Here is a 19,345-nt window from a genome sequence, read left to right as displayed (position 1 = left end):
GCCTGATGGGTTCCGCCGCTCTCCATATCGCCCGCACCGGCCTCGACGCGCAGGATACGCGGATGCGGGTCATCTCGAACAACCTCGCCAACGTGAACACGACCGGGTTCAAGAAGGATCGCGCGGCGTTCGAGACGCTCGCCTATCAGGTCGTGACCGCACCCGGCGCCGCCTCCACCTCGGAGACTAAATACGCGACGGGTCTGAACCTCGGCACCGGCGTGCGCGTGCAGGGCACGGCGCGCATCGATACGCAGGGGTCGCTCCAGACCACGGGCAACTCGCTCGACCTGGCGCTCGATGGCGACGGCTATTTCCAGGTGCAGCTGCCCGGCGGGCAATTGGGCTACACGCGCGCCGGCAATTTCAGCCGCTCGCCCGAGGGTCTGATGGTCACCTCGGAGGGCTATCAGGTGATGCCGGGCATCACCGTGCCCGAAGGCACCACCGCGATCACGATCGGCCAGGACGGCACCGTCTCCGCCTCGGTCGCGGGACAGACCGAGGCGACGCAGCTCGGCCAGATCCAGGTCGGCAGCTTCGCCAACCCGGCGGGCCTGCAGTCGACCGGCGACAATTACCTGATCGAGACCGCCGCCAGCGGCGCCGTCAACATGGGCATCGCCGGCCAGGACGGCCGCGGTCAGGTCCGCCAGGGCATGCTCGAAGGATCGAACGTCAACGTCGTCGAGGAACTCGTCGACATGATCGAGACCCAGCGCGCGTACGAGGTCAATTCGAAGATGATCTCAGCGACCGACGAAATGCTCAAATACGTCAACCAGAACATCTGAGGGCGATGATCGTCATGCGTACCCTGCTCCTCGCCTGTGCCGCGCTGTCGGCGGTCGCCGCCACGCCGGCCGACGCCGGCCTGTTCGGATCGAAGAAGAAGGCCGTGCCGCCGCCCGAATACCGGACGGTCTATGCCCCGCCCCCGGCGCCGGTGCCCGCGCCTGCCAACGGCGCGATCTTCCAAGTCGCGGGCGGCTATGGCGGCCTGTACGAGGGGACGCGCGCGCGCGCCGTCGGCGATCCGCTGACGATCGTGCTGGTCGAGCGCACCAGCGCATCGAAATCGGCGGGCACGAAGCTCGATTCGGGCGGCGGCTTCGGCATCACGCCGCCGACCACCGGCGCGCTCAACCTGTTCAACCAGAGCGATGCGAGCATCAGCGGCAAGCGCAATTTCGGGGGCACCGGCACCGCCGACCAGTCGAACGCGCTGTCGGGTGAGATCAGCGTGACGGTCGCCGAAGTGCTGCCCAACGGCACGATGATCGTGCAGGGGCAGAAGACGGTGACGCTGAACCGCGGCGACGAATTCGTCCAGATCCGCGGCCTCGTTCGCCCCGCCGACATCAGCGCCGACAACCGCGTGCTGTCGACCCGCGTGGCCGATGCGAAGATCGCCTACACCGGGCGCGGCGACGTCGCCCGCGCCAGTCGGCAGGGGTGGCTCAGCCGCTTCTTCCAGGTCGTCAGCCCGTTCTGAGGTTCCCACGCATGATCCGCCTTCTCCTCGCCGCGCTGACCGCGCTCCTGATCGCGACGCCGGCGCACGCCGACCGCATCAAGGATCTCGGCACCTTCCAGGGCATCCGCACCAACCAGCTGACCGGATACGGCGTCGTCGTCGGCCTGCCGGGCACGGGCGACGACAACCTGGAATATACCGTCCAGTCGATGAAGGGCGTCACGTCGCGCTTCGGACTGCAGCTGCCGCCGGGCGCCAATCCGGGGCTGAAGAACGCCGCGGTCGTGATGATCACCGCGGAACTGCCAGCCTTCGCGAAGCCCGGCCAGAAGCTCGACATCACCGTGTCGTCGATGGGCAAGGCCAAGAGCTTGCGCGGCGGCACGCTGATTCTGTCGCCGCTCTACGGTGCGGACGGCGCGATCTATGCGATGGCGCAGGGCAACCTCGCGGTCGGCGGCCTGGGTGCGGAAGGCGCCGACGGGTCGAAGATCGTCGTCAACGTCCCCTCGTCGGGCCGCATCCCCGAGGGAGCGACGGTCGAGCGCGCGGTCGATACCGGATTTGCGTCGGCCCCAACCCTCACCTTCAACCTGGCGCGCGCCGACTTCACCACCGCGCAAAACGTCGCGAACGCGATCAACGCGCGCTACGGCATGGGCACCGCCCGCGCGCTGGACGGCGTGTCGATCGCGGTGAACGCCCCCGCCGGCGCCGACGTCCGCGCGACCGCGATGAGCGGAATCGAGAACCTCGACGTCACCTCCGCCGAGGCGCCGGCCAAGGTCATCGTCAACGCGCGCACCGGCACCGTCGTCATCAACTCGGCCGTCCGGGTCAGCCCCGCTGCGGTAACACATGGTAAACTTACTGTTCGTATTGATGAACAGCAGCGCATCAGCCAGCCGGCACCCTTTTCGAAGGGCGAGACGGCGCTGGAGCAGAAAAGTGCCGTCGGTATCGAGGAAGAGAAGCGCCCGATGTTCCTGTTCGCACCCGGACCGAAGCTCGCCGACGTCGTGAAGGCGGTGAACGCCATCGGCGCATCGCCGGCCGACCTGGTCGCGATCCTGGAGGCGCTGAAGGAAGCCGGCGCGCTGAAGGCGGAGCTGATCGTCCTGTGACCCAGATCCCCGCCTCGACCATGCCGCTCAACGGTATCGCCGGAACCGCCGGCGGCGTGTCGAACGACACGTCGCGGCTGAAGTCCGACGCGAACCTGCAGAAGGCGGGCGAGCGGTTCGAGGCTATCTTCACCGGCATGATGCTGAAGTCGATGCGCGCAGCCAAGCTTGGCGACGGCCTGTTCGACAACAAGGCGGGCGAGCAATTCCGCGACATGTTCGACGGCCGCATCGCCGAGAGCATGGCGAGCCACGCGCCGATGGGCATCGGCAAGGCGATGACCGCATTCCTCGAGAAGACGCAGGGCGCAGCCGCCCCGGCAGCTGGCGACGGTGAGGCGACGCCGTGAGCGACCTGTTCACCATCGGCTATTCGGGTGTGCGCGCCTATCAGGCGGCGCTGGGCACCACGTCCGAGAATATCGCGAACGCGGGCACCGCAGGCTATGCGCGGCGCACCGCGACCATCGCCGAGGTCACGCGCGCGACCAGCATGTCGCTGGGCCAGACCACCAACCTGGGCGGCAACGGATCGATCGTTACCGGCATCGCCCGCTCGGCGGATGCGTTCAAGGTCGCCGAGGTCCGCGTCGCGGGCGCCGACCTGGCGCGTACCGAAACCGGCGTGATTTGGCTCGACCGGGTCGAGGGCGCGCTGACCGGCAACCAGCTCGGCGAGCGGCTGACCGCATTCTTCAACGCCGGCAAGGCGGTCGCCGCCGACCCCGCCGCCGGCGCCCCGCGCGCCGTGATGCTGGAGACCGCATCGAGCCTGGCATCCGCATTCGCCGGCACGGGCCGTGCGATCGACGCCGCGCGCGCCGACCTGAAGGGCAGCGGCAACGATGCCGCGAGGAAACTGACCGATCTGTCCGACGCTCTGGCCCGCGTGAACGCCAGCCTGACCCGCGCGAAGCCCGCTTCGGTCGAACAGGCCGCCTTGTTCGACGAACGCGACCGGGTGCTCGAATCGATGAGCGCGCTGGTCGATGTCGACGTGCAGACCGACGCCTATGGCCGCGCCACGGCGCGCGCCGGCGGCAGCACCGGCCCGGTGCTGGCCGATGCCGCCGGGTCCGCCTTCGTGACCTTTACGATGAACGCAAGCGGTGGCGTCTCGTTCGCGGCGAATCGCGGCGGCGGGACAGAGCTGATCCCCGCGCACGGCGGGACGCTTGCCGGCATCGCCGATGGCGCCGCACGCGTCGTGGCCGCGCGCGAGACGCTCGACGATCTCGCCACCCGCTTCACGACCGGGATCAACGAGCTTCAGGCCGATGGCCGCGATCTCGACGGCGCTGCCGGCCAGCCGATGTTTACCGTCGGCGCCACCCCGACCGAGATCCAGATGACGCTGACCGACCCGCGCGGCATCGCCGCGGCGGCGGTCGGCGAAGGGGTGCGCGGCAACGGCAACATGGCCGCGCTCGCCGCCTTTCGCACCGACGGCGCGTTCGAGACGCGGCTGGCCGACAGCGTCACCGCCAACGCCGCCGCGCTGTCCGCGCGCCGCGACGTGGCGAGCGCGCAGGGCACGATCCGCGATGCCGCGGTCGCCGCGCGCGAGGGCGTGAGCGGCGTCGACCTCGACGAGGAAGCGGTGAATCTCATCCGCTTCCAGCAGGCGTATCAGGCATCGGGCCGGGTGATCCAGGTCGCGCGCGAGATCCTGCAGACCATCATCGACATCCGCTAGGACAGCCGGCATGCGCATCTCCTCCTCCCTGCTGTACGATCGCGCCGCGCAGTCGATGGGCGGCCTGACCGCGCGCGCCGACACGCTCCAGACCCAGATCGCGACCGGCAAGCGCATCGTCGCGCCGTCGAACGATGCCGCGGGCTATCGCCAGCTGAACACGCTGAAGCGCGCCGCCACCGACGATGTGCAGAATGCCGCGAACGTGCAGCTGGCCGCCAGTCTGGTCACCGCATCCGATACGGCGCTGTCGGCGATCGAAACCCAGTTGCAGCGCGCAAACGAGCTGGTCGTGCAGGGCGCGTCCGACACGCTGTCGGCGGACCAGAAATCGGCGATCGCGACCCAGCTGGATGCGGTGCTCGAGGATATCGTGCGCCTCGCCAACGCTACCGATTCGCGCGGCAGCCCGCTGTTCAGCGGCGCGAGCGAGGCGACGCCCTATACGCTCAACGCCGACGGCACCGTCAGCTACGGCGGCAGCGGCGAATCCTCCCCCATCCCCATCGGCGGGGCATCGATCCAGGCGACCGTCAGCGGCGAGCGCATCTTCGGCGGCGTCGCCACCGCCGCCGGGACGAGCGACGTCTTCGCGATCGTCAAATCCGTCGCCGATTCGCTGCGCGCGGGAACCGGTATCGGCAGCGGCATCGCCGACGTGCAGGCGGCGCTCGGCGCGGTCACCGACGCCCGCGCATCGGCGGGCGCACGCGGTGCGCGGCTCGACCTCGAGACCGCGCGCCTGGCCGACATCGCCACCGCGCGCGAGGAAGTGCGCACGGGCATCGAGGACGTCGACGTGACGCAGACGATCACCGAGCTGCAGAAGACGCTGACCGTGCTGCAGGCGACGCAGGCGAGCTTTACGAAGCTGACCTCGCTGTCGCTGTTCGATTACATTCGCTGAAGCGCGCACGGCGCGACAAATTCGGCGCCGTCGTTAACCAAATCCCCACCTCCTGCCGCCAAGGATGGCAAACGGCGTCCGTTAACCCTTGTGGGTTGCGGCACGCGTTGTGGGGGTTGGTGTATCCATGTTTCCTGTCATCGGCCTGGTCGTCCTGCTCGCGATGGTGTTCGGCGGTTTCGTCATCACCGGCGGTGCACTGGGGCCTGTCCTGCACGCCGTCCCGCACGAGATGCTCATCATCGGCGGCGCCGCGATCGGCGCGCTCATCATCGGCAATTCGGGCAAGGAGCTGAAGGCGATCGGCGGTGGCCTCGGCAAGGTGTTCAAGGGGCCCAAGTACAAGAAGCAGGATTACCTCGACACGATCTTCCTGGTGTCGAAGCTGATGAAGATGCTGCGCACCGACGGGCCCATCGCACTGGAGCCGCATGTCGAGGATCCGGCGTCGTCGGCGATCTTTGCCGAATATCCGCGGCTGCTGGCCGACCACACGCTCATCAACCTGATCGCCGACACGCTGCGGCTGGTCGTGGTGTCGTCGGGCACGCTCGACGTCCACGCGGTCGAGGAAGTGATGGATAACGCGATCAAGACCCACCATCACGAGGTGCAGGGGCCGCAGGGCACGCTGACGTCGCTGGGCGACGCGCTGCCCGCGCTCGGCATCGTCGCTGCGGTGCTGGGCGTGGTGAAGACGATGGGATCGATCGACAAGCCGCCTGCGATCCTGGGCGGCATGATCGGCTCCGCGCTGGTCGGCACCTTCCTCGGCGTGCTGCTCGCCTACGGTATCGTCGGCCCGCTCGCCAACCGGTTGCAGCAGGTGATCGACGCCGACGGCGCGATCTATCATGTGGTCAAGCAGATCATCATCGCCTCGCTCCACGGCCACCCGCAGCCGCTGGTGATCGAGGCCGCCCGCTCGGGCATCGCGCATGCGAACCAGCCCGGCTTTGGCGAAGTCTTCGACGGGCTGCGCGGACGGTGATTCCTGATCGGCTCCCGCCGATGATCGGCACCGGCCCGCTCCCCCACCCGGGGCACCTCGCAAAATTTTACTTTGCGGGGACCCGGTCGGCCACCCAGCTAGGCTACACATATGGGTGGCCAGGCAGGGGAGCGGGCCGGTGCCGCCGCGCGCCGGGAGGCGCCGCATAATGGCCGCCGCACGCGCTCCGCACGGGTCGAACCAGCCGCCCAAGATCATCATCGTCAAGAAGATCATCGACGCCGGCCACGGCGGCCATCACGGCGGCGCGTGGAAGGTCGCCTATGCCGATTTCGTGACGGCAATGATGGCGTTCTTCCTGCTGCTCTGGATCCTTGGCGCCACCACCGAGAAGCAGCGCAAGTCGATCGCCGATTACTTCACGCCGACGCTGGTCGAGATGAAAAAGAATTCGGCCGGCTCCAACGGCATTTTCGGCGGGTCGTCGATCACCGACAAGGACAATTATCCCCACAAGGCGCAGCAGACGGGCACCCGGTCGCTGACCATCCCGGTCGCCGCGACCGGCGGCAACCGCGAGGGATCGGGCGACAAGGGCTCGCTGAAGACGATGGCGACCCGCGCCGAGGATGCGAAGACGTTCAGCCGCATGAAGCGCCAGGTCGAGGCGCAGATCGCATCGAACGCGAAGCTGGCGAAGCTCGGCAAGCACGTCCGCTTCGTGATGACCCGCGACGGCATGCGCATCGACCTGGTCGACGACGCCGATTATTCGATGTTCGCGCTCGGCACGACCGCGCTGGTGCCGGAGGCGTCGGGGCTGATCGGGCTGGTCGCCGACGCGATCCGCGGCACGCAGAACCCGATCATGATCCGTGGCCATACCGACAGCGTGCCCTATGGTGACCCGCGGGCGATGAACAACTGGATGCTGTCGTCCAGCCGTGCCGAGGCGACGCGTCGGCGGCTGGCATCAGGCGGCGTCGAGGAAGCGCGGTTCGAACGGATCGAGGGCGTCGCCGACCGCGAGCCGATGATCGGCGACAACACCGCCGACCCGCGCAACCGCCGCGTGGCGATCACCCTGCTGTATCGTGGGGGCAGTTTCGGGCAGTAGCGGCCGTGTCATTCTCCCCTCCCTTCCAGGGAAGGGAGTTGAGCCGGAACCTAGCGCCCTCCCCTTCCCCCGTGTAAGCGCCGCGGCCCATGTCCGCGCCCTTTGCCCTTGGTTTCGATTTCGGCACGACCAATTCGGTCGCCGCGGTGGCGCGCGGGGGCACCGCGGACCTCGTCGCAATCGACGGGCCGGAGGGCAGCGACGCGGTGTTCCGCTCCGCATTGTGCTTCTGGGAAGACGCCGGCATCCACATCGCCGCGGGGCCGTGGGCGATCGCCGAATATCTCGAGTTTCCGGAAGGCAGCCGGTTCCTCCAGTCGTTCAAGTCGGTCGCCGCCAGCGCCAGCTTCGATGCGGCGACCCTGTTCGGCAAGCGCTATGCCTTCGAGGATCTGGGCGGCTTGTTCCTCGACCGGATGGCGGCGCGGGCGCATGGCGCGCTGAGCGGCGCGACGCGGGTCATCGTCGGGCGACCGGTCGAATATGCCGGCCACCGTCCCGACGAGGCGCTCGCCCGCCGCCGCTACGATGCGGTGTTCGCGCGATTGGGGGCCGAGGTTCACTATGTCTATGAGCCGATGGGCGCGGCGTTCAGCTATGCCGCGCGGATCGACCGCCCCGCGACCGTGCTGGTCGCCGATTTCGGCGGCGGTACGTCCGATTTCTCGGTCGTCCGCATCGCTGCCCCCGGCGCGGCGCGGCGGTGCGAGCCGCTGGCCCATGCCGGGGTCGGGATCGCCGGCGATCGCTTCGACTACCGCATCCTCGAACACCTCGTCCTGCCGCTGCTGGGCAAGGGCGGCACGTATCGGTCGTTCGACAAGCTGCTGGAAATCCCGCGCGGGCATTTCGCCGATTTCGCCGACTGGTCGCGCCTGGCGTTGATGCGCAACCGCAAGACGCTCGCCGAGCTCGAGACGCTGCGTCGCGCCGCCACTGACCCGGATGCCATCGCGCGGATGATCGCGGTGATCGAATCCGAGCAGGGGTATCGCCTGTACGATGCGGTCGGCCGGGTGAAGCGGGCACTGTCGAGCGCGGACACCGCGACCTTCACCTTCGATGGCGGCGGGCTGAAGATCGCAGCCGACGTCACGCGCGCGGAATTCGAGGCATGGATCGCGCCCGACATCGTCCGGATCGAGGCCGCGGTCGACCGCGCCCTGGCCGGCGCCGACGTGACGGCAGTGGCGATCGACCGCGTGTTCCTGACCGGCGGCACATCGCTGATCCCGCGCATCCGTCAGCTGTTCACGGGCCGGTTCGGCGCGGACCGGATCGCGACCGGCGGCGAGCTGACGTCGATCGCGCATGGCCTGGCACTGATCGGGGCGGAGGACGACATCACGGCCTGGGCCGCCTGACGCCCATACGAAAAAGGGGCCCACGATGGGGCCCCTTCGTAGTTTCTGGTGCGGCCGAGAAGACTCGAACTTCCACGGGCTTTCGCCCACAACGACCTCAACGTTGCGCGTCTACCAGTTCCGCCACGGCCGCATTAGAAACCACCGGGCGAGTGCCGGTGTCTGGTAAGGCGAGCGCCCCTAGCAACTCCAAACCGGGCTGGCAATGGCGCTTCGTCGCGGGAGCGGGTAGAGCCCCCGCCTCCCATGGCCACCCCGCCCCCGATCACCAGCACGGCCCGCGAGGCCCGCACGCTCATCGGCCTCGCCTGGCCGGTGGTGCTGACGGGCCTGAACTGGACGATCCTGCACGTGACCGACGTCGTGGTCGTCGGGCTGGTCGGCGGCCACGAAGTCGCGGCGTTGTCGGCCAGCCGGGCGCTGACCTTCATCGGTATCGTCACGATGCTCGGCTGCCTGTCGGGGGTGATCGTGTTCGTGTCGCGGGCCGATGGGGCGGGCGACCTGCCCGCGACGGGTAAGCACTTCCGCGAGGGGATCATGCTCGCCGCGCTGCTCGGGCTGGCAAGCGGAGGCGTGCTGTATGCCTTTGCGCTGCCGGGGCTGCTCGCGGTCGGGGTCGCGCCGGGGATTGCGCCAGCCGCCGCGGCGGTGGTGCGGACGATGGCGCTGGCCTACCCGTTCCAGCTGTTGCTGATCGCGGCGAGCTTCTTTCTGGAAGGCGTCAGCCGCCCGCGTCGGGTGATGACGGTCAATCTTGCCACGCTGCCGCTCAACGCCGTGCTGGCGTGGGCGCTGTCGGGCGGGCACCTGGGCCTGCCGATGCTGGGCGCGGTCGGGGCGGCGGCGGCGACCGTAGTGGCGTCGGTGGCAGGCGCGGTGCTGATGCTGGTCGCGGCGACCACCCTGCCCCGCGCCGCCGAGCGGGGGGTGCGCGACTGGGCGGCGTATCTGACGCCGGCCACGGTTGCGGGCGCATGGCGGTTGCTGAAGTTCGGAACCGTGCCGGCGATCGCATCGGGCTTGGAACTGGCCGGCTTCTCGATCCTGATCGCGCTGTCGACGCAGCTGGGCGACGCCGTCACCCATGCCTTCCAGATCGTGTTCTCGATCCACAACGTGACCTTTGCGGTGGCGCTGGGGCTGGGATCGGCGGCGGGGGTGCGGGTCGGCAATGCGGTGGGCGAAGGCGTGCCGCGCGACGCCCCGCGCCGTGCCGCCATCGCCGCGGGGCTGGCGGCGCTGGCGACGGGCACGCTGGCGCTGGGGCTGATCGTGTTCGACCGGGCGGTGACGGGCGCTTTTCCGGCAACGGCGGAAGCGCAGATGCTGGCGGCGGCGATGCTGCTCGTCTGGGCACCGTTCATCCTGTTCGACGGGTTGCAGGTGGTGTTCGTCTATGCGCTGCGCTCGCTTGGCGATCAGGTCGCGGCGGGGATCAACGGCATCGTCGCGTTCTTCCTGGTGACGGGCGGGCTGGGGTGGTGGCTGGTCGGGCAAGGCCTGGGCGCGATGGCGCTGGTGTGGGCGTCGGGCCTCGGCATGGTCGCGGCGGCGGCTCTAGGCGGCGTGCGACTTTGGTGGGTCGGGCGGCGGTTGTAAGCTACAGCCATTCGTTTCGAGCGCAGTCGAGAAACGAACGGATTGGGGGGAATAGCTATTCGCCCACCGCCAGTGCCTCTTCGCGCTCGGCCTGCTGGCGCGCCCACATCTCGGCATAGACGCCGTTCGCCGCGAGCAATTCGGCGTGCGTCCCCTGTTCGGCGACCCGGCCCGCCTCCAGCACGACGATGCGGTCGGCGTGGACGACGGTCGACAGGCGGTGGGCGATGACGATGGTGGTGCGCCCGCGCTCGATCGCCTCCAGCGTGTCGAGGATTTCGGATTCGGTACGGCTATCGAGCGCGCTGGTCGCTTCGTCGAGGATCAGGATCGGCGGGTTCTTGACGAGCGTGCGGGCAATGGCGACGCGCTGCTTCTCGCCCCCCGACAGCTTCAGCCCGCGCTCACCGACGCGGGTGTCGAAGCCGTCGCTCAGACTCTGGATGAACGAGGCGATCGCCGCCCCGCGCGCCGCCGCCGCGACTTCCGCGTCGGTAGCTCCCTCGCGGCCATAGGCGATGTTGTAGCCGATGGTGTCGTTGAACAGCACCGTATCCTGCGGGACGATGCCGATCGCACCGCGCAGCGACGTCTGGGTGACCTGCGCGATATCCTGTCCGTCGATGGTGATGCGCCCGCCGGTGACGTCGTAGAAACGGTAGAGCAGCCGCGCAAGCGTGGACTTGCCGGCGCCCGACGGGCCCACCACCGCGACGGTCTGGCCGGCGGGGATATTGAGGTCGATGCCCTTCAGGATCGCGCGGTCGGGGTCGTAGCCGAATTGCACGCCCTCGAACCGGACCGCCCCGCGCGTTACTGCCAGCGGCGCCGCGCCGAGCGCGTCGGTGATCTCGGACGGAGTGTCGATCAGGTCGAACATCGCGCCCATGTCGATCGCGCCCTGGCGGATCGTGCGGTACACCATGCCGAGCAGGTCGAGCGGGCGAAACAGCTGGGCGAGCAGGGTCGACACCAGCACGACGTCGCCGGGCGAGAACCGCCCGCTCGCCCAGCCCCACGCGACGAGCGCCATGCCGCCCGCCATCATCACATTGGTGATGAGCGCCTGGCCGATGTTGAGCCACGCGAGCGAATTCTCAGATACCACCGCGGCGTCGGCATAGGCGGCGACGGCGTTCGAATAACGCTTCGCCTCGCGGGCTTCGGCATTGAAATATTTGACGGTTTCGAAGTTGAGCAGCGAATCGACCGCATGCGCCACCGCTCCGGTGTCGAGGTCGTTCATCCGCTGGCGCAGCGCCGCGCGCCAGTCGGTGACGATGCGGGTGAAGACGATGTACACGACGACCATCGTCACCGTGCCCGCGACCAGCCACCAGCCGAACCGCGTCGCGAAGATGCCTAGCACCAATGTCAGTTCCAGCACCGTCGGGGCGATGTTGAACAGCAGGAAATACAGCATCGTGTCGATGCTTTTCGTGCCGCGCTCGACGACCTTGGTCACCGCGCCGGTCCGACGTTCGAGGTGGAAGCGCAGCGACAGGTCGTGCAGGTGGCGGAACACCGCCGCCGCCAGCCGCTGGGTCGCATCCTGGCCGACGCGTTCGAACACCGCGTTGCGCAGATTGTCGAACACCACGGTCGAAAACCGCGCCGCGGCATAGCCGATGACGAGCAGCAGGACGAGGTTGGCAAGGCCGCGGTCGCCCGACGCCATCCGGTCCACCGCCCCCTGCAGGGCGAACGGCGCGCCGTACACCTGCACCAGCTTCGACAGCACGACGAACACCATCGCGCCGACGATGCGCGCCTTCAGTGCGGGCGCGTCGTCAGGCCAGAGATAGGGGAGGAAACGGCGGAGCGTCGGCCCGAGCGGACGGTCGGCGCCGTCGGAGCGGGCAGGCGGCATGGACGCATAGGTAGGGACATGTCGCGTCGGCGCAACCGGGCGCGGGCGGGAACCGTCCGGGCGCACCATGTGTTTAGCTGTCCGAAGGGACATTCGACATGGAACCGCTCTATTTCGTGATGGCGATCCTCGGCTGCGGCGACGACGGCCTCGCATGCCAGCAGCAGCGGGTGGCGCCGGTCCGGTACGAGACGGCAGCCGCCTGCCAGGCGGCGATGGGAAATGTCCTCCAGCAGAATGCCGACCTGTCGTTCCCGGTCGTACAGGCCGCGTGCCAGCGCCGCGGGTTGACGATCGCGTCGAACGATCGCCCGTCGCGGGGCTGATCTCCACCGAAAGTTGAGTTAGCATGCGCCCGGCAGGAGGGCGCGGCATGCGGAAATTTCTGGGCGTGGTGATAGGCGTCGTCGTGGCGATGCTGGCGATCACGGTGGTCGATCTGGTCGGCCATCAGGTCTATCCGCCCGCCCCGGGCCTGGACATGGGCGATGCCGCGTCGGTGGCGCGCTATATCGCCGATCTGCCGATGGGCGCGTCGTTGTTCATCGTTGGCGCGTGGTTCGTCGGAGCCTTTGCCGGCGGATGGACGGCGCTCAAAATCTCGGACTGGGCGGTTGCGACGTGGGTTGTCGGGGCGCTGATCGCGTGCGCCGGCATCTTCAACGCCACGCAGATTCCGGCGCCGTTGTGGATGCAGCTGTCGACGGTGCTGGCGCCCGCACTCGGTGCGTGGATGGCTCTGCATGTGCCCGGATGGCGGCGGAGCGTCTAGAACAGGCGTCCGCCGTTCGGTACAGTCGCGCTCGGCGTAACCAGCACGACGTGGCCGTGGGCGTCGGGGAAGCCGAGCGTCAGGACTTCGGACATCGTCGGCCCGATCTGACGCGGCGGGAAATTGACGACGGCGACGACCTGACGACCGATCAGGTCGGCCAGCGCGTAATTCTCGGTGATCTGCGCCGACGACGCCTTGCAACCGATCGTCGGCCCGAAATCGATCGTCAGGCGATAGGCGGGCTTGCGTGCCTCGGGGAAGTCGCACGCCTCGACGATGGTGCCGACGCGGATGTCGATGGCGAGGAACTGGTCGAAGTCGATGGTAGCGGCGGTCGGCGCGGCGGTGTCGTGGGTCAGGTGCATGGTCCCTGCGATTTGCCATAGCGGCGGGCGGTGGCATAGGCCGCGCGATGACCTCACCGATCCTCGATGACCTGCCGTCCGCGTGGCGCGATGCGATTGTGGGCGCGGTGCCGCCCGCCGCGCTGGCCGCACTCGACGCGTTTCTGGCGGCGGAAGATGCGGCGGGCGCGACCATCTTCCCGCCGGCGCGGGACCGTTTCACGGCGCTGGCGCTGACGCCGCCTGAAGCGGTGCGCGTCGTCATCCTCGGGCAGGATCCCTATCATGGGCCGGGACAGGCGCACGGCCTCGCCTTTTCGGTCGCCGCGGGCGTCCGCGTGCCCCCAAGCCTTGCCAACATTCACCGTGAACTCGCGAGCGACCTGGGCATCACCAAACCGGTTTCGGGAAGTCTGACCGGATGGGCGAAGCAAGGTGTGCTCCTGCTCAACACCACGCTGACGGTGCGGTCGGGCGAAGCGGCGTCACATGCCGGGCGCGGCTGGGATGCGGTGACGCAGGCAATCCTGCGCGCGGTCGATGCCGGGCCGCACCCGGTCGCGTTCCTGCTGTGGGGCAGCCATGCGCAGAAGGCTGCGGCGTTCGTCGACACATCGCGGCATCTGGTGTTGCCCGCGCCGCACCCGTCGCCCCTGTCGGCGCACCGCGGCTTCCTCGGCTGCGGGCATTTCAGCCGGGCCAACGCCTTCCTGGCCGACCACGGGCGCGGCACGATCGACTGGGCGGCGACCGGCTAAGGCGGCCCGGGAAAAGGTCTCTCGATACGGGCTCTCGACAAGCTCGATCCCTACTCGAGACGAACGGATGGAGGGGGCTGGGCGGCTAGGCGTTCTTCGCGACGCTTTCGGCCATGCGGCGCAATTGGTCGGGGCTGGCGTCGCCCTGATGCTGCGCCTTCCACTCACCATAGGGCATGCCGTAGATCGCCCGACGCGCGGCGTCCTTGTCGAGCGCGCCCGCCTCCGCCACCCAGTCGCTCAGGCAATTGCGGCAGAACCCCGCCAGCCCCATCAGGTCGACGTTCTGGGCATCGGTGCGGTGGCGCAGGTGGCGGACCAGCCGGCGGAATGCCGCCGCGGCCACCGTGTCGTCGAGCGTGTCGAGTTCGTCCATCACCGCATTCCTATTCATTGAACGCAGTCACACTTAGGCGCTAGGGCGGGGCGAACAAGCCGAAGGACGACCATGACCGCCACGATCCACCCGCGCAGCCGCAAGGTCCGCGTGCTCGCGACCCTGGGGCCGGCCAGCAGCACGCCCGAGATGATCGCGAAGCTGTTCGCGGCGGGCGCCGATGCGTTTCGCGTGAACATGAGCCACGGCGACCAGGCGTCGAAGATTCCGGTGATCGAGGCGATCCGCGGCCTGGAGAAATCGCTGGGCCGGCCGACCACGATCCTGGCCGACCTGCAGGGGCCGAAGCTGCGCGTCGGGCGGTTTGCCGAGGGCAAGGTGATGCTGGAGACGGGCAGCGTCTTCACGCTCGACCGCGATGATATCGAGGGCGATGCGACCCGCGTGCAATTGCCGCACCGCGAGATTTTCGCAGCGATCGAGCCGGGTGCGCGGCTGTTGCTCGACGACGGCAAGCTCGTCCTGCACGTCATCGAACATGACGCCGACCGTATTGTCACCCGCGTGACGGTGGGCGGGGCGCTGAGCAATTCCAAGGGACTGAACGTCCCCGACGTCGTCCTGCCGCTCGCCGCGCTGACGCCGAAGGACATCAGCGACATGGCGTTCGCGCTGGAACAGGGCGTCGACTGGGTGGCGATGAGCTTCGTCCAGCGGCCCGAGGATCTGGCCGAGGGGCGCAAGCTGATCGGGGGCCGCGCGGCGCTGCTCGCCAAGATCGAGAAGCCGTCTGCGGTCGCCCGTCTGGAGGAGATCGTCGAGGGTTGCGACGGGGTGATGGTCGCGCGCGGCGACCTGGGCGTCGAATTGCCGCCCGAGGCGGTGCCGCCGCTACAGAAGCGCATCGTCGAGACGGCGCGGCGACTGGGTCGCCCGGTGGTGGTCGCGACGCAAATGCTCGAATCGATGATTACCTCGCCCTCCCCGACCCGCGCCGAAGTGTCCGACGTCGCGACCGCGGTCTATGACGGCGCGGACGCGATCATGCTGTCGGCGGAGAGTGCGGCGGGCGCGTGGCCGATCGAATCGGTGGCGATGATGAATTCGATCGCCACCTCGGTCGAACTCGATCCCGCCCACGGCGACCGCGTCCACTTCACCATCACCAAGCCCGATCCCACCACCGCCGACGCGCTGGCCGAGGCGGCGAAGGGCATCGCGCGGACGGTGTCGGCAAAGGCGATCATCTGCTTCACGGCGTCGGGATCGACCGCGCGGCGCATCGCCCGCGAGCGGCCGTCGGTGCCGATGCTGGTGCTGACGCCCGAGATTTCGACTGCACGCAAGCTGGGACTGCTCTGGGGCGTCCATGCCGTCCACACCCGCGACGTCGATTCGTTCGAGGACATGGTGGCGAAGGCCAAGCGCATGGCGCTTCGCCACAACATCGCCGCAGCCGGCGACCGCGTCATCATCTGCGCGGGCGTGCCGTTCAAGACGCCGGGCAGCACGAATGTGCTCCACGTGGTGAGCCTGACCGGGGATGAGCTGAAGGGCTATCGCGGGAACGAGGGGTAGGCGCGCGGTTGGGGTTTGGGGATGCGCCCCCTCCCACCGTTCGTTTCGAGCATAGTCGAGAAACTGCCAAGCAGCGCCTCGTATCGGTTTCTCGACTGCGCTCGAAACGAACGGTGGGGGTGAGGAACCGTCAGGCAGCCAGCGTCTCCGCATCGACCGCGTACAGTGCGTCCGCCTTCGCCATCGCGGCGGCCTGCAGGCCGAGCGCTTCGGGCACGATCTGCGCTACGAAAAAGCGCGCCGTCGCTGCCTTCATCTTCAGGAACGGCGTCTCGCCGCCCTCGGCGATGCGGCCCTGCTTCTCCATCAGCCACCCACACACCGCGACCGAGAGCATCGTCAGGAACGGGTAGCTCGCCGCCAAGCGGTCGTCGGGATCGGACACCGACAAATGTCGTGCGACGGCTTCGCATGCCGCGATCAGATCGCGCAGGCCCGCGTCCTGCACCTCGCCCTTCATCTCCGCGACCAGCCGCTGGAACACGCCGCCATTGTCGAGGCCGAGCTTGCGCCCGACCAGATCGGCGGCCTGGATGCCGTTGGTGCCTTCGTAGATCGGGGTGATGCGCGCGTCGCGGAAGTGCTGGGCGGCGCCGGTTTCCTCGATATAGCCCATGCCGCCGTGGACCTGGACGCCAAGGCTCGCGACCTCGTTGCCGAGATCGGTGCCGTGGGCCTTGGCAAGCGGAGTCAGCAGGTCGAGCCGGGCCTTCGCCTCCGCATCGCCGGCCTGCGCGCGATCGACCTGGCCACAGGCGAGATAGACGAGCGCGCGCGCCGCCATCGTCTGCGCCTTCATCCTGAGCAGCATGCGGCGGACGTCGGGATGCTCGACGATCGCGACCGGTCCGGCGCCGGGGGCGGAGGCGCGCGGGCTCTGCACACGGTCACGGGCATAGGCGATGGCGCGCTGGGTCGCGGCCTCGGCCACCTGCACGCCCTGGAGACCGACGTTCAGGCGGGCGTTGTTCATCATCGTGAACATCGCGCGGATGCCGCCGTACTCGCCGCCGATCAGTTCGCCGATGCACTCATTGTGGTCGCCGAACGAGAGCACGCAGGTCGGTGAGGCGTGGAGGCCCATCTTGTGCTCGATCGACACCGTGCGGACGTCGTTCGCCTCGCCCGGATTGCCGTCGGCGTCGAGGCGATATTTGGGAACGAGGAACAGGCTCAGCCCCTTGGTCCCGGCGGGTGCATCGGGGGTGCGGGCGAGGACGAGGTGGACGATGTTGTCGGCCATGTCGTGGTCGCCGAACGAAATGAAGATCTTCGTGCCCTGGATAGAGAAAGTGCCGTCACCGCGGGGGGTGGCGCGGCTGCGCAGCGCGCCCACGTCGCTGCCGGCCTGCGGCTCGGTCAGGTTCATCGTGCCGGTCCATTCGCCGGTCGACAGCTTCGGCAGGTAGAGCGCCTGCTGCTCGGGTGTGCCGTGGTGGAGCAGCGCCTCGATCGCGCCGACCGTCAGCGTGGGGGCGAGTGCGAAGCCCATGTTGGCGGTCCCCAATGTCTCCAGCACCGCCGCCGCCAGTACGAACGGCATACCCTGCCCGCCGTAGGCCTCGGGCGAGCCGATCGTGCCCCAGCCGCCGGCGACATACGCTTTGTAGGCGTCGGAAAAGCCCTCCGGCATCACGACGCCGTCGGCGGTCCATTTTGGCCCCACGGTATCGCCGATGCGGTCGAGCGGCGCCCATTCGCCCGCGGCAAACTCGCCCGCCCCCTCCAGCACCGCGTCCAAAATGTCGCCATCGACGCCGAGGTCGGCGATGCCCGCGACATGTTCCAGCACGAAACGCTGCTCGGCGACGGCGGGGGTGAAGGGCATCGAACGCGTCCTCTGGCTTGCTGGTCCTGATCGCAGCCTATAGCCACTCAGCCGTGACGATCACAAACACCCGCACCTTACCCTACGGCGACGCCGCGATCGCCGAAGCCGCGCGCATCATCGCGGACGGCGGATGCGTCGCGGTGCCGACCGAGACGGTGTACGGCCTCGCCGCCGACGCCACCGATTCGCGCGCCGTGGCAGGAATTTATGCGGCCAAGGGGCGGCCGAGCTTCAACCCGCTGATCGTGCATGTCGCGGACCTGGCGGCGGCGGAGGCACTCGCGGTGTTCGACGACGACGCGCGCGCGCTGGCGACGCGGTTCTGGCCGGGGCCGCTAACCTTGGTGCTGCCCGTGCGCGATGGCGCGGTGGCGGGGCTGGTGACGGCGGGGCTCGCTACGGTGGCGGTGCGTGTGCCCGCCCATCGCGCGATGCAGGCGCTGCTCGCCGCGACGGGCAAGCCGCTGGCCGCACCATCCGCCAACGCCAGCAACCGCATCAGCCCGACCACCGCGGCGCATGTGCTGGCGACGCTGGAGGGGCGGATAGCGCTGGTGATCGACGACGGGCCGACGACCGCGGGGCTTGAGTCGACGATCGTGCAGGGGCGGGAGATTTTGCGGGCGGGGCCGATCACGGCGGACCAGATCGCGTCGTGCTCCCGCGTAGGCGGGAGTCCAGAGCCTCGAACGCTGCCCTCCGCAACCCTGGGCTCCCGCCTGCGCGGGAGCACGAAGGGAGTGGTGGCGCCGGGGCAGCTTGCCTCGCATTACGCGCCGACGAAGCCGGTGCGGCTGGACGCGACTGATTGGCGCGAGGGCGAATGGCTGATCGGCTTCGGCGCCATTGCCGGCGACGACACACTGTCCGCGGTCGGCGACCCGGTCGAGGCCGCAGCCAATCTATTCGCCGCGCTCCACCGCGCCGACGCGAGTGACCGCGCCGCAATCGCGGTCGCGCCGATCCCGCGCGACGGCATCGGCGAGGCGATCAACGACCGCCTCGCCCGCGCCGCGCACGGCTCAGGCGTCGGCGGTCGCGGCCTTTGACCGGGCGGCGAAGGACTTGCGCAGCTTCTGCAACTTGGGCGGGATGACCGCGAGGCAATAGGGGTTCCGCTGCCCCTCTCCGTCCCAATATTCCTGGTGATAATCCTCGGCCGGGTACCAGGTCGCCATCGGCTCTATCGTGGTGACGATCGGCGCGGGCCATGTGGCCGAATTGCGCTCGATGGCGGTCTTGGCATCGGCGGCCTGCTGTTCGTCCTTCGGGAAGATCGCCGAGCGATATTGCGTGCCGACGTCGTTGCCCTGGCGGTTGAGCTGCGTCGGATCGTGCGTCGCGAAGAAGATGTCGAGCAGGTCGCCGTAGCTGACCTGATCGGCGTCGAAGGTCACGCGGATCGCCTCGGCATGGCCGGTGTCGCCGCCGCACACCTGCTTGTAGGTCGGGTTGTCGACGTGGCCGCCGAGATAGCCGCTTTCGACTTCGGTGACGCCGATCACGTCCTTGAACACAGCCTCGGTGCACCAGAAGCACCCACCGGCGAGAATTGCGGTTTCCATGGTCACGCTCAACTCCTTGCTTACGCCGCGTAGATAGGGTTGGGGTCG

Annotated in this window: 20 protein-coding genes and 1 tRNA gene; 15 read left to right on the top strand and 6 right to left on the bottom strand. The window is 68.8% G+C overall.

Annotated elements, in window-relative coordinates; translation table 11 throughout:
• Positions 1-5: 5 nt before the first annotated feature.
• From flgG to M9980_RS13525, 9 genes are all read left to right on the top strand, one after another.
• A complete protein-coding gene (gene flgG, locus M9980_RS13565) occupies positions 6-794 on the top strand; it encodes a flagellar basal-body rod protein FlgG (protein ID WP_250751842.1) in 789 nt (262 codons plus the stop codon).
• A gap of 14 nt (positions 795-808) precedes the next feature.
• Positions 809-1,495 (top strand): flagellar basal body L-ring protein FlgH, encoded by a 687-nt coding sequence (locus M9980_RS13560; RefSeq protein WP_250751840.1) that lies wholly within the window; start codon positions 809-811, stop codon positions 1,493-1,495.
• Between the two features lie 11 nt (positions 1,496-1,506).
• Positions 1,507-2,601, top strand: a complete 1,095-nt coding sequence (locus tag M9980_RS13555; protein ID WP_250751838.1) for a flagellar basal body P-ring protein FlgI — start codon at positions 1,507-1,509, stop codon at positions 2,599-2,601.
• The gene (locus M9980_RS13550; protein ID WP_250751836.1) at positions 2,598-2,951 is read left to right on the top strand and encodes a rod-binding protein; all 354 of its coding nucleotides are present in this window, start codon (positions 2,598-2,600) and stop codon (positions 2,949-2,951) included. Before M9980_RS13555 ends, M9980_RS13550 begins: the two co-directional genes overlap by 4 nt.
• On the top strand, positions 2,948-4,297 hold the full coding sequence (gene flgK / locus M9980_RS13545) for a flagellar hook-associated protein FlgK (protein ID WP_250751834.1): 1,350 nt from the start codon (positions 2,948-2,950) through the stop codon (positions 4,295-4,297). Before M9980_RS13550 ends, flgK begins: the two co-directional genes overlap by 4 nt.
• 10 nt (positions 4,298-4,307) lie before the next feature.
• Positions 4,308-5,204, top strand: a complete 897-nt coding sequence (locus tag M9980_RS13540; RefSeq protein WP_250751832.1) for a flagellin N-terminal helical domain-containing protein — start codon at positions 4,308-4,310, stop codon at positions 5,202-5,204.
• Between the two features lie 127 nt (positions 5,205-5,331).
• Positions 5,332-6,195 carry a flagellar motor stator protein MotA gene (gene motA / locus M9980_RS13535; RefSeq protein WP_250751830.1) on the top strand — a complete coding sequence of 288 codons (864 nt, stop codon included), beginning with the start codon at positions 5,332-5,334 and terminating at the stop codon, positions 6,193-6,195.
• A gap of 169 nt (positions 6,196-6,364) precedes the next feature.
• Positions 6,365-7,273 (top strand): flagellar motor protein MotB, encoded by a 909-nt coding sequence (locus M9980_RS13530; protein ID WP_250751828.1) that lies wholly within the window; start codon positions 6,365-6,367, stop codon positions 7,271-7,273.
• Between the two features lie 89 nt (positions 7,274-7,362).
• On the top strand, positions 7,363-8,637 hold the full coding sequence (locus M9980_RS13525; protein ID WP_250751826.1) for an Hsp70 family protein: 1,275 nt from the start codon (positions 7,363-7,365) through the stop codon (positions 8,635-8,637).
• 46 nt (positions 8,638-8,683) lie between these two features.
• Here M9980_RS13525 and M9980_RS13520 read toward each other — a convergent pair.
• Positions 8,684-8,770, bottom strand: a tRNA-Leu gene (locus M9980_RS13520).
• A gap of 113 nt (positions 8,771-8,883) precedes the next feature.
• On the opposite strand from M9980_RS13520, the gene M9980_RS13515 reads away from it, so the two are divergent.
• Complete coding sequence (locus M9980_RS13515) at positions 8,884-10,239, top strand: MATE family efflux transporter (protein WP_250751824.1); 1,356 nt, start codon at positions 8,884-8,886, stop codon at positions 10,237-10,239.
• Between the two features lie 55 nt (positions 10,240-10,294).
• Here the strand turns inward: M9980_RS13515 and M9980_RS13510 are convergent, their stop codons facing one another.
• Positions 10,295-12,109 carry an ABCB family ABC transporter ATP-binding protein/permease gene (locus tag M9980_RS13510; protein WP_250751822.1) on the bottom strand — a complete coding sequence of 605 codons (1,815 nt, stop codon included), beginning with the start codon at positions 12,107-12,109 and terminating at the stop codon, positions 10,295-10,297.
• Between the two features lie 98 nt (positions 12,110-12,207).
• On the opposite strand from M9980_RS13510, the gene M9980_RS13505 reads away from it, so the two are divergent.
• Together M9980_RS13505 and M9980_RS13500 are read left to right on the top strand one after the other, a co-directional pair.
• Positions 12,208-12,435: a hypothetical protein gene (locus M9980_RS13505; RefSeq protein ID WP_250751821.1), complete on the top strand. Its 228-nt coding sequence runs from the start codon at positions 12,208-12,210 to the stop codon at positions 12,433-12,435.
• Positions 12,436-12,482: 47 nt separating this feature from the next.
• Positions 12,483-12,881, top strand: a complete 399-nt coding sequence (locus M9980_RS13500) for a hypothetical protein (RefSeq protein ID WP_250751819.1) — start codon at positions 12,483-12,485, stop codon at positions 12,879-12,881.
• Here M9980_RS13500 and M9980_RS13495 read toward each other — a convergent pair.
• Positions 12,878-13,249 carry a tRNA-binding protein gene (locus tag M9980_RS13495; RefSeq protein ID WP_250751817.1) on the bottom strand — a complete coding sequence of 124 codons (372 nt, stop codon included), beginning with the start codon at positions 13,247-13,249 and terminating at the stop codon, positions 12,878-12,880. The two genes, M9980_RS13500 and M9980_RS13495, sit on opposite strands and share 4 nt — an antisense overlap.
• Positions 13,250-13,296: 47 nt before the next feature.
• On the opposite strand from M9980_RS13495, the gene M9980_RS13490 reads away from it, so the two are divergent.
• Positions 13,297-13,986: a uracil-DNA glycosylase gene (locus M9980_RS13490; protein WP_250751815.1), complete on the top strand. Its 690-nt coding sequence runs from the start codon at positions 13,297-13,299 to the stop codon at positions 13,984-13,986.
• 85 nt (positions 13,987-14,071) lie between these two features.
• Here M9980_RS13490 and M9980_RS13485 read toward each other — a convergent pair whose 3' ends face one another.
• Complete coding sequence (locus M9980_RS13485; protein WP_250754969.1) at positions 14,072-14,362, bottom strand: DUF1244 domain-containing protein; 291 nt, start codon at positions 14,360-14,362, stop codon at positions 14,072-14,074.
• 72 nt (positions 14,363-14,434) lie between these two features.
• Here M9980_RS13485 and pyk point away from each other — a divergent pair, with 72 nt between their 5' ends.
• Complete coding sequence (gene pyk / locus M9980_RS13480; RefSeq protein ID WP_250751813.1) at positions 14,435-15,901, top strand: pyruvate kinase; 1,467 nt, start codon at positions 14,435-14,437, stop codon at positions 15,899-15,901.
• 130 nt (positions 15,902-16,031) lie between these two features.
• On the opposite strand, the gene M9980_RS13475 is transcribed toward pyk, so the two are convergent.
• Positions 16,032-17,729 (bottom strand): acyl-CoA dehydrogenase family protein, encoded by a 1,698-nt coding sequence (locus M9980_RS13475; protein WP_250751811.1) that lies wholly within the window; start codon positions 17,727-17,729, stop codon positions 16,032-16,034.
• Between the two features lie 53 nt (positions 17,730-17,782).
• Here M9980_RS13475 and M9980_RS13470 point away from each other — a divergent pair, with 53 nt between their 5' ends.
• Complete coding sequence (locus M9980_RS13470) at positions 17,783-18,781, top strand: L-threonylcarbamoyladenylate synthase (RefSeq protein ID WP_250751808.1); 999 nt, start codon at positions 17,783-17,785, stop codon at positions 18,779-18,781.
• Here M9980_RS13470 and msrA read toward each other — a convergent pair.
• On the bottom strand, positions 18,755-19,297 hold the full coding sequence (msrA, locus tag M9980_RS13465; protein ID WP_250754967.1) for a peptide-methionine (S)-S-oxide reductase MsrA: 543 nt from the start codon (positions 19,295-19,297) through the stop codon (positions 18,755-18,757). The genes M9980_RS13470 and msrA overlap by 27 nt on opposite strands.
• Between the last annotated feature and the right edge of the window lie 48 nt (positions 19,298-19,345).

Source organism: Sphingomonas donggukensis (assembly GCF_023674425.1).
Taxonomy (GTDB): Bacteria; Pseudomonadota; Alphaproteobacteria; order Sphingomonadales; family Sphingomonadaceae; genus Sphingomonas; species Sphingomonas donggukensis.
The sequence above is the reverse complement of the archived record's forward strand: the minus strand, read 5'-3'. Positions and strand labels throughout refer to the sequence as shown.

What these genes read in the sequence shown, in the direction of transcription:
- M9980_RS13555 (WP_250751838.1), top strand. Translation starts at nt 1,507, where the DNA reads ATGATCCGCCTTCTCCTCGCCGCGCTGACCGCGCTCCTGATCGCGACG.
- M9980_RS13495 (WP_250751817.1), bottom strand. Translation starts at nt 13,249, where the DNA reads ATGCACCTGACCCACGACACCGCCGCGCCGACCGCCGCTACCATCGAC.
- M9980_RS13485 (WP_250754969.1), bottom strand. Translation starts at nt 14,362, where the DNA reads ATGGACGAACTCGACACGCTCGACGACACGGTGGCCGCGGCGGCATTC.
- M9980_RS13515 (WP_250751824.1), top strand. Translation starts at nt 8,884, where the DNA reads ATGGCCACCCCGCCCCCGATCACCAGCACGGCCCGCGAGGCCCGCACG.
- M9980_RS13505 (WP_250751821.1), top strand. Translation starts at nt 12,208, where the DNA reads ATGGAACCGCTCTATTTCGTGATGGCGATCCTCGGCTGCGGCGACGAC.
- M9980_RS13490 (WP_250751815.1), top strand. Translation starts at nt 13,297, where the DNA reads ATGACCTCACCGATCCTCGATGACCTGCCGTCCGCGTGGCGCGATGCG.
- pyk (WP_250751813.1), top strand. Translation starts at nt 14,435, where the DNA reads ATGACCGCCACGATCCACCCGCGCAGCCGCAAGGTCCGCGTGCTCGCG.
- flgG (WP_250751842.1), top strand. Translation starts at nt 6, where the DNA reads ATGGGTTCCGCCGCTCTCCATATCGCCCGCACCGGCCTCGACGCGCAG.
- M9980_RS13500 (WP_250751819.1), top strand. Translation starts at nt 12,483, where the DNA reads ATGCGGAAATTTCTGGGCGTGGTGATAGGCGTCGTCGTGGCGATGCTG.
- M9980_RS13510 (WP_250751822.1), bottom strand. Translation starts at nt 12,109, where the DNA reads ATGCCGCCTGCCCGCTCCGACGGCGCCGACCGTCCGCTCGGGCCGACG.
- msrA (WP_250754967.1), bottom strand. Translation starts at nt 19,297, where the DNA reads ATGGAAACCGCAATTCTCGCCGGTGGGTGCTTCTGGTGCACCGAGGCT.
- M9980_RS13530 (WP_250751828.1), top strand. Translation starts at nt 6,365, where the DNA reads ATGGCCGCCGCACGCGCTCCGCACGGGTCGAACCAGCCGCCCAAGATC.
- M9980_RS13475 (WP_250751811.1), bottom strand. Translation starts at nt 17,729, where the DNA reads ATGCCCTTCACCCCCGCCGTCGCCGAGCAGCGTTTCGTGCTGGAACAT.
- motA (WP_250751830.1), top strand. Translation starts at nt 5,332, where the DNA reads ATGTTTCCTGTCATCGGCCTGGTCGTCCTGCTCGCGATGGTGTTCGGC.
- M9980_RS13525 (WP_250751826.1), top strand. Translation starts at nt 7,363, where the DNA reads ATGTCCGCGCCCTTTGCCCTTGGTTTCGATTTCGGCACGACCAATTCG.
- M9980_RS13560 (WP_250751840.1), top strand. Translation starts at nt 809, where the DNA reads ATGCGTACCCTGCTCCTCGCCTGTGCCGCGCTGTCGGCGGTCGCCGCC.
- M9980_RS13540 (WP_250751832.1), top strand. Translation starts at nt 4,308, where the DNA reads ATGCGCATCTCCTCCTCCCTGCTGTACGATCGCGCCGCGCAGTCGATG.